Source organism: uncultured Campylobacter sp. (genome assembly GCF_905373215.1).
In the GTDB taxonomy this organism is placed as follows: Bacteria; Campylobacterota; Campylobacteria; order Campylobacterales; family Campylobacteraceae; genus Campylobacter_B.
Genome location: NZ_CAJPRT010000004.1, coordinates 107,150 through 120,431, shown reverse-complemented (window position 1 = coordinate 120,431; position 13,282 = coordinate 107,150). Strand labels below are relative to the sequence as shown.

Genomic DNA, 13,282 nt, shown 5'->3' with positions numbered 1-13,282 from the left:
TAACGCAAGCTGAAATTTCGCCGCCGCGTCGCGTAAATTTACGCCTAAGTTTAAGATATTTCAGCGCGCAAGCCGCGATTAATTTTGCTTTCATTTTTAATACGTATAATTTCGTAACAAAATTTCAAGGATAAAATTTGAAAGATATATCGCTGATTTTGCTCGCCGCGGGCGATTCGAGTAGGTTTGAGCTCCCCGTCAAAAAGCAGTGGCTGCGCGTGGGCGAGCTGCCACTTTGGCAATACGTCGCGCAGAGCATTGCGCGGGCACACCCTTTTAAAAAAATCATAATCGCCGTAAACGAGGAGGACGTGAACTATTGCGAGCGCCTCTATGCGTGCAGCTTGGCCTCGGCGCGCGGCGAAAGCGCGGAGCGCGGCACGAGCGAGTATAAATTTCAAAGAAAGCTGAGCGGGATCGAATGCGGCGCAGATGATCTAAACGACGCAAGCAAGCCGCGGGGCGCGGAAAATTTTAAAGCTCAAGTCGGATGCAACGCAGATGAATACGGCTCTGTAAATTTAAAATTTCACTTCGTCCCCGGCGGCGTAAATCGCCAAAGCTCGCTAAAAAACGCGCTGCAGCTCGTAGATAGCGAACTCGTGCTCGTAAGCGACGTAGCACGCGCACAAATTTCGCCAGAGCTAATCTCCTCGCTGATACGAAATTTAGGCGGCGCAGATTGTATTAGCCCCTATCTTGGCGTAAACGACACGACCTATCTCGGCGAGGCCGTAGTGAAGAGGGAGGAGCTACGCCTCATCCAGACGCCGCAGCTTTCGCGCGCGGCACTGCTTAAAAAGGCGCTTGATGGAAGCGAAATTTTTACTGACGACAGCGCGGCGATCGGCAGTGCGGGCGGACGCTTGGAGTTTATAAAAGGCGAAACGGGCGCGCTTAAGATCACGCGCGCAAGCGATCTGGCGGCGCTAAATTTAAAACCATGCTCGCGCGATATCTTCTGCGGTATGGGCTTTGACGTGCATGCGCTTGAAAAAGGCGCAGGCATCGTGCTCGGCGGCGTGCAGATCCCGTGCGAGTTCGCGCTAATCGCACACAGCGACGGCGACGTAGCGATCCACGCCCTAATCGACGCTATTTGCGGTGCAGCAATGCTGGGCGACATCGGTGAACTTTTCCCCGATAGCGATGCTAAGCTTAAAGGCGCGGATAGCAAGGAGCTGTTACGAAAGGTAATGCGGCGCGTCAGAGGCTACGGCTATGAGCTCGTAAATGCCGATATTACGATCATCGCGCAGCGCCCGAAGATCGGAGCTTACAAAGCACAGATACAAGAGGTTTTAAGCGAAATTTTAAACTGCGCGCGCGTCAATGTCAAAGCGACCACGACCGAAGGGCTGGGATTTACGGGCAGAAGCGAGGGTATCGCCGCGCAGGCTGCGGTAAATTTGAAATTTTACGACTGGCAAAAGCACGCAGCAAAGGCACCTGGCGCATGAAAATTTTAATAATCGAGAGCGAAAGCTATCTTGCTCAAAGTATCGCAAACAAGCTGGGCGCGCTGGGGCATGAATGCACTAACGCGGCGAGTTTGGCGGCCGCCGCGAGCCTTGCGGAGGAGTTTGAAGCGGTGTTACTTTCTACAAGCTGGAGCGGCGCGAGCTTTTATCCGCTGATCGAGAAATTTAGGCGCTCGATCATAATTTTGATGGTCGCCTACGTCGATAGCGAAACGGTGCTAAACCCCGTAAAAGCGGGCGCGACGGACTATATCCAAAAGCCATTTATGATAGAGGAGCTCATCAAAAAGATCGAGCATTACGCGCAGTTTCGCTCGCTAAAATCGCAAAATGAAGCCTACGAAGCGTTGCTTAAAGAGATCTCTCTTTCGTGCGAGATACCACCCGCACGTTTAGCGCAGATAAAATTTCCGCTTCTTTTGCGCGGCGATGCGGCAGCGCGGGCTGCGGCGGTATTTAAGATCGCGCTTGCGCTAAAATCGCGCCTTAAAATTCTATCCGCGCAAAGCCCTGAACTGCTAGAACGCGGCGCGGAGATTTTTTACGCACCAGATTTTGACAGCCTAAGCGGCGCGCAGAAGGAAAAATTTATAAGCAAAACCAAATCCATGCGTGTAATTGCCGGATCCATCGGCGCACAAAAGGGCTTTAGCGACGAAATTACGCTTGGCAACAGCAAAGAACGCAGTGAAATTTTAAGCATCGAAGAATACGTAAAGCTCACGATCGTAGCGCACCAAGACGAGTATTTCGACTCTGATCTGGCAGCCGCCTTAGGGATTTCGCGAAAATCGCTTTGGGAGAAAAGGAAAAAATATGGCATCGCAAGAAAAAAATAGCCGCGCGCGTTCGGTACGGATCGCAGGCGAGACAGAAATTTCGTGCGATGCGGACAATTTGCACGAAACAAAACCGCTTGAAAGCGAAGGAATTTCAAATGGCACAAAAACTCTAAATGCTACAAGAGCTTCGAGCGACGCGACGCTAAATTTAAAGGCAAAGCAAAATTTAAAAGCAAGACAAAATTCAAAAGCAAAGCGCGATTTAAAAACGATGCGAAATTTAAAAATGTCAAAGGCGAGTAATGCCAGAAAAGATGAGGCGCGAGCTAAGGGAGCGGCATGGAATTTAAAGGCAGAGCAAGCCGGAAGCGAGAGCAAAGGCGCAAATAATAGCGCAACGCAAATCCGCAAGATAGTGATCTCGCGCTCCGACCTAAACGTCTTGAGTCTGCTCGCAAACGGCGCTTTCGGCAAGAGCTGCGAGCTACTGCGCCCAAGCAAGCTAAGCGTATGCGGTATAAATTTCGTTTTTTCCTGCGCGGACGCAAAAAAGGGCGATATTTTGGAGCTTTATCTTAGCAAGGACGGCATAGCTGAACGCACCAAAAATTCGCTTAGCGGCGAGAGCGGCGCGTATTTGCTAGCTAAAGAATCATGCAACTTGCAGGATAGAGTTTCTGCTGCAGCGCAAAATGAGCAGAGTTTTGCGAAAAGCGGCGCAGGTTTCGCGCGCACTGCAAGTGCGCAAAGCACTATAAACGCCGCGAGCGAGGGCTTAGACCATATAGAAAGTCTTGCTGCGTGCTATGATCAAACTTTTACTCGCAGCACAGATGTAAAATCTGAAAACAATGCCGCTTTGGATTTGGCGAAAAGCTCTAGTGAAAATTCTGCGGTAAATTCCGCGCAGAGCTTTGCCGAAAATTCCGCACTCAATCGCGTTTGCAGCACAGATGCAAAATCCGTAGCAAATTCGGCGGGAAATTTTATTTCAAATTCCACCGAAAATTTCACCAAAAATCCCGCCTCTTGCGAGCTTGTCGCGCGCATAGACGTTAGCGACGTTTATGCTCCAAGCGCAAGCGAGATCGTAGGCTCGGTGTTTCAAAACGCATACGCAGAGCAAACTGCGGTGCAGGGGCGCATCACGCTGCTAAAAAATGAGCTTGCAGAGCAAATCGCGCGCATAAAAAAAGTCGCAAGCTCGCTTGCCGCGCCTAAAATTTCAGCGTTTTTTACCTGCGCTGATCCGATCCACCGCGTGCATGAGCGGCTGATTAGGCATATGATCGACAAGGCGGATTTCGTGGTGATTTTTTTAACCGGCACGAGCAGCGCGGATGCCCTGCCCTACGAACTACGTAAAAAAACGCTAAACTATTTGCTGCAAAATTTTTTAGTCGCGCAACGCGCCATGATGATCGATCTGGGCTCGCTTGCGATTTTTGACGACAAGCCCGCCCTGCAGTGCGCGATCGCAAAAAATTTAGGTATAAACAAAATAATTTTTGGGCAAAATCACGCAAATATGGAGCTATTTTTCGAAGGTGGCGGCGTGCATTCTGTGCTGGACGAATATCAAAAGCGCGGCGACATCGAGATTTTGCTTATGCCGGAATACGTCTATTGCGAGAAGTGCAAGGTGCTCGTAAGCACCAAAAACTGCCCTCACGGCGCCCATCATCACGTGCATTACCGCGCGCAAAATCTCAAGGCACTACTGCGCGCGGGGATCTTGCCGCCTGCGATTTTTATGCGTAAAGAGATCTCGGCGATGATTTTAAGCGAGCTTTTTCCCGCACGATTTTCGGATCTACAAAAGCTCTACGACGAGCTTTTTCCAAACAGCGGGATCTTGCAGAGCCACGGCGAGAGCGAGTTTTACGAGCAGCTGATGCAGCTGTATCAAACCAGCGCGCTAAAGACGTAGCTCTCGAGGGCGCAACGCAAAAAAATGACGTGGAATTTGCGGAAGCTAGGCAGAGGGTAAAATTTCGCGGCGTTAGAATTTACAGCGACTAGGCATAAAGTAAAATTTCATAGTGCGGAAAGAATAAACTGCGCGGAATTTTGTAGCATAAAGAGCGGCGGACGCAGATTTGGCGTAAAATTTTGCGGTACAACGAAGCTAAATTTTTAAAGTATTAACAGCGCAATAAAACGAGCTTTAAATTTTAAAGCTTCGGCTACGTAGCAAATTTATAACGACGCAATAAAATCGTGCGGCGAAGCGGATTTAAAATTTTAAGGCGCGATGGATATGTATAGCAGTGCGGCAGATCTAAAATTTGAGCTTTCGACGAGCGAGCTTAAAATTGCGGTTGCTGCGAGTTACAGCGCAAAACTCGGATGCAGCGCAACGACTGTTCGCTCGCGCAAAATGCCTTGCGTTTGCGGACGTGTTTGAAAACTCCGCGCAGGCGAGCAAAATTTTAAAATTTTTACGCAAATGAGTAGAATTTTAAAATTCCTGCGTTAGCGAGCGAAATTTTGTGGCGAGCGAGTAGAATTAATTTCATGTAGGTGGGCAAATTAATTCTACATGCACGAATGAAATTTAAAATTCTGCGCGTAAGCGAATTTAAAATTTTCGTGCGCGAGCGAATGCTCTAATTAAAATAAGCGGTAAAATTTTAAAAAGCAAAATTTAAAAGGACAATTATGGATAAAATTTTCGTTACATTTTTCGGCGCGGGGCTACTAAAGCCCGCGCCCGGCACCTGGGGCAGCATCGCAGGCTGGATAGTGGGGATGGCGGTCTTGATTTTAGCGGGCGAGGTGACGCTGTTTTTGTGCGCCGGTCTCGTCTTTTTCGTCTCGCTTAAGATCGTAAGCGATTACGAGAAGCGAACCTGCTCGCACGACAATAGCGAGATCGTCATCGACGAGGTCGTGGGGATGTGGATCGCGATGTGCGTCGCCGCGCCCGCGGGCGAGATCTTTTCGCTACCGCTGCGGGAGCTGATTGCGGGCTTTGAGAGCAGCAGGATATCGATCCTTTCGATGATTTTGGCGCTGCTGTTTTTCAGGGCGTTTGACATCCGCAAACCCTCGATCATCGGGCGCGTGGATCGCGACGTAAAGGGCGGGCTAGGCGTGATGCTAGATGACGTGCTGGCGGGCTTTTTTGCGGGGCTCGGGGTTTTGATAGTTATCTCTTTAGGGATCAGGCTCGGTGCCGCGGGATTGATCTTTTAAGCTTTTTGGATGTGCTCATGGCAAACACAGCGCGATTGCGGGCGCTATCAAGCACCGAAATTTTAAAAACCGCATCTTGAGCGGGCTTATGAATTAGCGCAAATTTTAACTTCTGAGGCGTGAGCCCGCTTGGAATCTGAAATTTAAGAAGTATTTATTCGCGGCTCGCATAGCCTGCAAATAAAGCAAACGTAAAATTTTAAAATTTTGCACGAGTCGCGATAAAATTTGCGTGGTCTTAAATTTTAAATTTCGCAACCTACAGAATTCTACGACATAAAAATTTAATTGCGCTGCAAGAATCAAAATCATGCCGCCTGAAATTTCGTGCGGCTAAATTTTAAAACAAAGCGGCAGGCGCAGCTCGCGCGTAAAATTTTAAAATTTATCGCTAATTGCAGGCAGTCTAGCAGGGCGTGCTATTAAATTTTGGCAATATTTATGGTTTTGCTTGTAACATTGCTGCAAATGCGGGTATCGACGCAAAAAATTAAAGGAACGAAAAATGCAAAAGAGCGCGATTGAGATACGTGGCGTTCCCGCCGCCGTTTGGGGGAACCGCTCGAAAAAGGTTTATATCTACGCTCACGGGCAATGCGGAAGCAAGGAGGATGCGGAGCTTTTGGCTTCCGTCGTTTGTAAGCAAGGTCGGCAGGTTATTAGCTTTGACCTGCCCGGGCACGGACAGAGGCGGCACGAGCCCGCTTCTTGCGATCCACAGCGCGCTATTTTGAAATTTCGTGAAATTTTATCGTATGCAAAGAAGCGCTGGGACGAGGTCGCGCTGTTTGCCGTTAGCCTAGGGGCATGGCTCGGCCTGCAAAGCTTCCGCGACGAAAAGCTTAGCGACTGCCTCTTCCTCTCGCCGATACTTGATATGAAATACGTTATTTCGAATATTATGCGTAGGGCTGGCGTTAGCGAAGAGCGATTGAAGCAAGAGCGGATGATTTTGACCCCTGCCGGGCAACCGCTTTTTTGGGAATATTGGAGTTTTGTTTTGAATAATCCGATCACTAAGTGGGAAACGCCGAGCGGGATTCTATGCGCAGAAAACGACGATATGACGCCTCTTTACATCGTCAAAAATTTTGCGCAGAAGTTCGACTGCGACTTAAGCGTTATGAAAAACGGTGAGCATTGGTTCCATACACCGCAGCAGCTAGATTATTTGCGTAGTTGGATCAAATCGGCGGTTGAGAATCGGCAATAAAATTCTATAAAAGACTTTTAAAACTCACGCCTAAACCCGCATCGATAAAATTTCGCGCGTTTTCGGGGTGCAAATTTCATAAATTTAAGATACTCTTGATATTTTGCCTTAATACGCTTGTTTTATAAGGCGCTTTTCGTAAATCCCAGCTCACATCGCCGTCACGCGAGGGGCATAGCTTCAAAGCACACATTTCATAAATTTAACCGCAATAGCATGAATCATGACCGATATGAATTGCAAACTAAAATATGATTAAAATTTAGCCGATAAGCTGTCAATACAAATGCAAAAATATCGATTTAAAAGCATAAATTTTAGAAAAAATGTTTATAAAGATGGAATTTTTTGAAATCTTAACATGTTTTTGGCACGAGGTGCGAGCTGAGATACGGCTTATCGCACTTCACTAGTACTATCGCGCTTATGCTGCACGGATGCTTTACGAATCCATAGCAGTCGCGCGATTAAATTTTAAAAATTATTTGCCTATCCTAAAGCCATTTAGCTTCATATAAGTCGTATCTTTATGAAATGCTTCGCAGCGCTCCCTATTGCGGTTGATATTCGAGGTCTCGAAAAAATATCCATCGCTATCTTGACGCAAGGTGATCGTCGCGCAAAAGATCATATCGTTTTTGAGTTTCGGTCCTACTCCGTAATCAAAGGATTGATTTAAAGTGACGGTTTTTTCTAGATCGCTATCACTAAACTGTCTGGAGCCTGTCATGCTCTTTAGCTCGCGAAAATTTCCTTGATTTAAGTAGTCGCGTTGTATATCTTTAAATACACCTTCAAGCTCGACTGCGTAAGCTTTTACTAAAACCTCATCCTTAGCGCCGGTAAGCTTGGGCATCACGATCTTTACTATCACGAAAATTATGATCGCTAAAAATATTATCCCGCTTACGCCGCCGCCTACTGCCGCACCTTTTCTCATTTTCATCATTTTACTCCTTCGTCGATGTCCTTTACTAAGGCATCTATTTTTTTATTAAGCATGAAATTTTCATAGCTTTTTTGGATATAGGCTTCAAGTAGTTCGCCCGCATCCAGATGATCGCTGCCACGAGTTAAAATCCGCCAGTCCCTGCCGAAGACCTTTGCAAAGTCATCATCCAGGCTTATCGCGTATTTTTTCGTCAAAGACTTACTCGTCAGCTGAACCGAAATTTCTTTCATTTCTCGCCTAAATTATCGCCCGCCAAAATATCGTCGATCTGCTTGCTTAGATCCTCATCGCTCATCTTGCGATATGCCAGATCGTTTTCAAGCGTGCCGAGCTGCATCCCCAAAGCCTCGTTTTGCGCCTTAATCGTCGCCAGCTCGGTACGTAGCTTTTCGTTTTCGTCTCTAGCCTCGGTGTATCGCCTAATCAGCTCAGCTACTTTATTGCTTAAGCCCTCGACCTTTTTCTCTTCGTCAAAGATTGATTCCATTATTTCGCCTTTTCTGATATAATTTAAATGAAAATATTACCCAATTTTGGCTTTAAAAAAGGAAAAATTTTGCAAAATTTTAAAATCGAGAGCAAATTCTCTCCAAGCGAGGATCAAGAAAAAGCGATCGAAGGCATCGTCACGGGCTTTCAAAGCGGCAACAAATACCAAACTCTTCTCGGAGTTACCGGCTCGGGCAAAACTTTTACCATGGCAAATATCATCAAGCGCCTCGGAATTCCTGCGCTCGTAATGACGCATAATAAATCTCTCGCGGCGCAGCTTTATAGCGAATTTAAAGGCTTTTTCCCGCAAAACCACGTCGAGTATTTCATCAGCTATTACGATTACTATCAGCCCGAGGCTTACATCCCAAGGCAGGATCTTTTCATAGAAAAGGACAGCGACGTAAACCAAGAGCTCGAGCGCTTGCGACTAAGTGCCACGGCGAGTTTGCTGAGCTTTGATGACGTCATCACCGTAGCGTCGGTTTCGGCAAACTACGGTCTGGGCGATCCCGCCGAATACAAAGGCATGGTGCTGTTTTTTGAGATCGGATCAAAATTTAGCACTAAATTTTTGCTTCGCAAGCTCGTCGATATGGGTTACAAACGCAACGACGATTTTTTTGATCGCGGGAATTTTCGCGTAAACGGCGACGTGATCGACATCTACCCCGCGTATTTTAACGATGAGGCGTTTAGGGTCGAGTTTTTCGGCGACGAGATAGAGGCGATGTATCATCTGGACGTGCTCGAAAACAAAAAGACGCAGAGCGTCAAAAAATTTATTCTCTACCCGACGAGCCAGTTCATTGTGGGCGAGCAGCGCCTGAAATCAACAATCAAAGGGATCGAAGAGGAGCTTGAGCAGAGGTTGAAATTTTTCGAGGACGCGGGCAAGCTCGTAGAGGCGCAGCGGCTGAAAGGGCGAGTGGAGTTTGACCTTGAGATGCTGGGCGCTACGGGGATGTGTAAGGGGATCGAAAACTACGCGCGCTATCTGACCGGTCAAAAACCTGGCGAGACGCCATATTCGCTCTTTGATTACTACGAGAGCAAAGGCAAGGACTATCTCGTCATCGTCGATGAAAGCCACGTGAGCTTGCCGCAGTTTCGCGGGATGTTCGCAGGAGATCGCAGCCGTAAAGAAACGCTCGTAGAATACGGCTTCCGCCTGCCATCAGCACTTGATAACCGCCCGCTGATGTTTGATGAGTTTATCAAAAAAAAAGCTAAATTCCTATTTGTCTCCGCAACACCTAATGATTACGAGCTGGATCTTAGCCGCGGAGCCGTATATGAGCAGATACTGCGCCCGACGGGACTACTCGATCCGCAGATTATCTTAAAAGACAGCGACAACCAGGTTGAAATTTTACACGATATGGCAAAGGAGGTCATCGCGCGCGGCGAGCGGATTTTAGTGACCGTGCTAACCAAAAAGATGGCGGAGGAGCTGAGCAAATACTATCTGGAGCTAGGCCTTAAGGTCAAATATATGCACTCGGACATCGATGCGATCGAGCGCAACGAGCTCATCCGCGACCTACGCAGCGGCGAATACGATATGCTAATCGGTATAAATTTGCTCCGCGAGGGGCTCGATCTGCCCGAAGTAAGCCTTATCGCGATCATGGATGCCGATAAGGAGGGCTTTTTGCGCTCGCGCACGAGCCTTATTCAGACGATGGGGCGAGCCGCGCGAAACGTGAACGGGCAGGTCGTGATGTTTTGCAAAAAGATCACCGCTTCGATGCAAGAGGCGATCGACATCACCCAAAAACGCCGTAAATTTCAAGATGAATACAACCGCGCTCACGGCATAACCCCGCATTCTGCGAGCCGCAATATCGAAGAGAGCCTAAAGATCGAGGACGGCACCGAAATTTTAAGAAAGGGTGCCAATTTAGAGAAGATGCCCGCCGCCGAGCGCGCCAAGATCGTAAAGGAGCTTCGCAAGCAGATGCTCGATGCCGCGGCGGCGCTGGAGTTTGAAAAGGCTGCAGCGCTGCGCGATGAGATCGCAAAGCTTAGGAAGCTGTAAATCGCGAGACTCGAAACGCCCTGAAATTTCGTCGTGAAATTTGCGCATTAAATTCCACCTGGCGGAGCGTGAAATTTGCGCGCGTAATACAGAGCGAATTTGCGCGCCGAATACCGTAAAGCAAAACGTGAAATTTGCGCGATCTACGCGTTAAATGCTGCGAGGCAGAGCGTAAATTTGGGCGTGATGCGAGACGGCGAGTTTTGAAATTTAATCATTAAATTTAAATAATTCGCGCAGGAATGCCGCAAGGTGAAATTTTAAAATTTACTCATTAAATTTTAGATAGTTTGAGGCGGATTGCTGCGAGAGCGGTTTTAAAATTTACTCGTTAAATTTAAGATGATTTGCGCGCGAAATTTATACATCGATTTTTCTCGCTAAATTTACACTCCGCGCCCTTGCTGCACCGGACGCCCGATCCGTAAATCTACGCGCCGAGCTTTTTGTTTTAACTCGCTTTCGATCCGCAATTTGCGAGCCCGATTTGTGGCAGCCCACGCTATCGCACTCTATACCGCCGAGCGCCTTTACACTTTTTTGCATGTCTCCGCATCCATCTTCGACTTTTTCCCGCGCGCCCTGCGTTTAAATTCTGTCGCTTCGCTCGCTCAATCCGTAGCGGCTATGAGCGTACATGCGCCCAGACGCCGAATTCACGCGCTTTTTACGCGCCGTTGTGCGCGGATACTTTCAAAATTTTACGCAGAATTCCAAGACTGCCTGCACATAAATTTGCGCCGCCGTCATAAACGCTAGCTTTTAAGGGTACGAAAGAGGGATTTGCGCGACACGGCGCAGGAAATGAAATTTAGACGGCGTTTATCGAAGCGTGTCTTCGCCGCTGCGGTGCGCCACAAAATTTCAAAACGGCAAGAAGCCGCGATTAAATTTATCCGCGAGAGCGCGCCATAACGCGCCGATTTTCGCGCTGCGTAAATTTTAAAATCGCCTCTAAATTTAAAATTTTATCCGCGGTTAATACTCTCTGCTAAGCTCTAAATTTTCCACGCGCAGCGGTCTTTCGCCCTCGAAAATCACTCCGATGCCGAAAGGCTCACAAATATCAAGCGCACCCTCGGCAAACCTCAGTAGCCACTGCGTATCGCGCGCGTAAAACGTGCATTGCGGCAGCTCAAACGGCAGATCGCAAACGGGCACGTCAAGCAGCCTAAGCTCATCCTCGCCCAAACAATACTCGCGCCTAAGCTCGTCTCGCAGGAAGGCAAGAGCGTCTTTTACGTACCGATCGATATTTCGGGCGATCCGCCGAGCAAGCGAAATCGTCTCATCGTCCACATCCGCCGTGTCTGCAGACACGAGGCAAAACGGCACCTCACCGAAGCTTTCGCTTTTTAGCTTCAGCTCCGCATACCAAATAAAGCCCTCGTCCGTCGCGACCTTTTCAAGCTCGCCAAATTCCCAAGCCATTTTTTGCATTTTATCTCCGCCTCTATTTTCGCGTCATCTTTTAAAATTTTGATGCCACACCCGTTTTTTGCGCGCTGTGTTTAATCCCCGCCGAAATAGAATCCCGCTCGCTTCTTAGACGAATGATCGCAAATCGTTAAGCGATTTTTTCCGTCCGAAGCCACGCAAACAAAAACGCCGCCGGCGCCGCAAAGTCCATCAGCAGGGATATGCGCGAGCCGTCGCCTGAGATGACGGACAGTATGCCGCCCGCGAACGAAACCCCCACGGCGATCAGAAATAGCACGTTTTGCGTGTCTTTATACAGCCCGTAATAGAGCCTAGCTATGAAAAACAAAACCGCCAGCGCGCCGATAATCGTAAGGGCGCGGTTTTGCAATATCGAAGCAACTGTATAGGCAATCGCGGTGATAATTATAAATTTGACGTTGGAGACGGTATCACTGCCCGCAAGCTCGGAGATGCCTTTCGCCGCGCGGTAAAGAAGGATGAGCGAGCCCAGGCCCAGGCACGCCCTGATGCTAAAAAGCCCCTCGCCGCCCGGTAGGTGCTCCGTAAGCGCAGAAATCAGCATAAGCACCTCAGATATGATGCCGAAGCGCTTTGCGTCTGCGAGCTTGCCTTGATTGAAGGGATTTCGCATACCGCCGAAGCCGCCGCCCATGCCGCCCGAACCGCCTAAATCGCCGCCGGAGCTTTTGAAACTTCCTTGCATTTTTATCTCCTTATTCGCGCGATCGCGCGTAGAAAATACTTATTGCAATTTACCCGTCCTGCCCGCACGCTTTTAAATCGGTACGCGGCGCAACCTCGCCGTTAAATTTTACCGCTTGCTGCGATACGACGAACGCTTTAAATTAAAAGCGACGCGAGATGTATCGACACGGCCTCGCACGATCCGCACAAGCGATAAAGTGCGAGTAGCGATGGCAAGCGAGCCGATTTGAAATTTTAAAATTCCAACGCAGTTTGCTTTAGAATTTAAAATTTTAAAAGACCCGCCGCTTGTCCGCCGCGAGCGGTAATGAAATTTTGACGCCGCGTCTTGCGACGAAATTTTAAAATTTTAGCTCGCCGCGGGGATCGCGCCGTAGAGACAGCGCACCGTAAAATTTCACGCCGTAAAATTTAAAAGCGAAATTCCGCGCCGAAATTCTAACTCAAAATTCCACGCCCGTAGCACAGAATTTAAAGCCCAAAAAATTCCATCGCGGCGACTTAGAATTTTACTCGCTAAATTTTATAAATTTTGTGCGCTTTTAATCCACAAATTTAATACGCCTTTACGAGCCGTAAATTTTTTAGATATATGACGCCGTCAAAAACGCCGCCTCCATTCGGCGCAGGCCAAGAAATGGCAATTCTTTTCGGCTCCTCGTCGTATTTGGGCTCGCAATAATTCTTTGAGCAGTCTGTTTTAAATACCTCTTTATCGTTGCTATCAAAATCCGTCTGGGTAGAATTTTTAGGAATTTCCAGCGTGTGGATTATACGATACGGCTCGCCCTCTTTTGTGCGGGCGGACATTACTTTTATTAGCGTGTCTGTGCTGCCGTCCGAAGTCCTATAGACCCCGTCTTGCCCCAAGCCCGCCAGCTCGAATTTTTTCTCCTTGCTATAAAATGCCGAGATTATGGAGCAGCCGCTAAAAAGCAAAACCGCCGCAAATAACGCAAACGCTCTCATTTTTCC

12 protein-coding genes are annotated in these 13,282 nt (G+C 48.2%); 6 read left to right on the top strand and 6 right to left on the bottom strand.

The genetic code is table 11. The features are described from left to right. Window positions 1–137: 137 nt before the first annotated feature. The 5 genes from ispF (at window position 138) to QZ176_RS03430 (ending at window position 6,674) form a co-directional block, all read left to right on the top strand. On the top strand, window positions 138–1,460 hold the full coding sequence (gene ispF / locus QZ176_RS03450; RefSeq protein WP_295151268.1) for a 2-C-methyl-D-erythritol 2,4-cyclodiphosphate synthase: 1,323 nt from the start codon (window positions 138–140) through the stop codon (window positions 1,458–1,460). Continuing rightward, window positions 1,457–2,320 carry a response regulator gene (locus QZ176_RS03445; protein WP_295151266.1) on the top strand — a complete coding sequence of 288 codons (864 nt, stop codon included), beginning with the start codon at window positions 1,457–1,459 and terminating at the stop codon, window positions 2,318–2,320. Before ispF ends, QZ176_RS03445 begins: the two co-directional genes overlap by 4 nt. Then, window positions 2,298–4,193, top strand: coding sequence for a hypothetical protein (locus QZ176_RS03440; protein ID WP_295151265.1), 1,896 nt, complete (start codon window positions 2,298–2,300; stop codon window positions 4,191–4,193). Before QZ176_RS03445 ends, QZ176_RS03440 begins: the two co-directional genes overlap by 23 nt. Before the next feature lie 731 nt (window positions 4,194–4,924). After that, entirely contained in the window at window positions 4,925–5,461 is a 537-nt protein-coding gene (locus tag QZ176_RS03435) for a phosphatidylglycerophosphatase A (RefSeq protein WP_295151264.1), read from the top strand. 505 nt (window positions 5,462–5,966) lie between these two features. Further along, entirely contained in the window at window positions 5,967–6,674 is a 708-nt protein-coding gene (locus QZ176_RS03430; protein WP_295151262.1) for an alpha/beta hydrolase, read from the top strand. Window positions 6,675–7,155: 481 nt separating this feature from the next. On the opposite strand, the gene QZ176_RS03425 is transcribed toward QZ176_RS03430, so the two are convergent. Genes QZ176_RS03425 through QZ176_RS03415 form a run of 3 tightly spaced genes read right to left on the bottom strand, consistent with a single transcriptional unit; the run spans window position 7,156 to window position 8,113 of the window. Next, window positions 7,156–7,623 (bottom strand): hypothetical protein, encoded by a 468-nt coding sequence (locus QZ176_RS03425; RefSeq protein ID WP_295151260.1) that lies wholly within the window; start codon window positions 7,621–7,623, stop codon window positions 7,156–7,158. Further along, the gene (locus tag QZ176_RS03420; protein ID WP_005871317.1) at window positions 7,620–7,856 is read right to left on the bottom strand and encodes a hypothetical protein; all 237 of its coding nucleotides are present in this window, start codon (window positions 7,854–7,856) and stop codon (window positions 7,620–7,622) included. The genes QZ176_RS03425 and QZ176_RS03420 overlap by 4 nt, the downstream gene beginning before the upstream one ends. Next, window positions 7,853–8,113 (bottom strand): hypothetical protein, encoded by a 261-nt coding sequence (locus QZ176_RS03415; RefSeq protein ID WP_295151258.1) that lies wholly within the window; start codon window positions 8,111–8,113, stop codon window positions 7,853–7,855. The genes QZ176_RS03420 and QZ176_RS03415 overlap by 4 nt, the downstream gene beginning before the upstream one ends. 69 nt (window positions 8,114–8,182) lie before the next feature. Here QZ176_RS03415 and uvrB point away from each other — a divergent pair, with 69 nt between their 5' ends. Next, a complete protein-coding gene (gene uvrB / locus QZ176_RS03410) occupies window positions 8,183–10,159 on the top strand; it encodes an excinuclease ABC subunit UvrB (RefSeq protein WP_295151256.1) in 1,977 nt (658 codons plus the stop codon). Between the two features lie 978 nt (window positions 10,160–11,137). On the opposite strand, the gene QZ176_RS03405 is transcribed toward uvrB, so the two are convergent. The 3 genes from QZ176_RS03405 to QZ176_RS03395 form a co-directional block, all read right to left on the bottom strand. Then, entirely contained in the window at window positions 11,138–11,599 is a 462-nt protein-coding gene (locus QZ176_RS03405; RefSeq protein ID WP_295151254.1) for a hypothetical protein, read from the bottom strand. A 127-nt stretch (window positions 11,600–11,726) separates the two neighbouring features. Next, complete coding sequence (locus QZ176_RS03400) at window positions 11,727–12,305, bottom strand: hypothetical protein (RefSeq protein ID WP_295151253.1); 579 nt, start codon at window positions 12,303–12,305, stop codon at window positions 11,727–11,729. 557 nt (window positions 12,306–12,862) lie between these two features. Further along, window positions 12,863–13,276 carry a hypothetical protein gene (locus QZ176_RS03395; protein WP_295151251.1) on the bottom strand — a complete coding sequence of 138 codons (414 nt, stop codon included), beginning with the start codon at window positions 13,274–13,276 and terminating at the stop codon, window positions 12,863–12,865. Window positions 13,277–13,282: the final 6 nt, after the last annotated feature.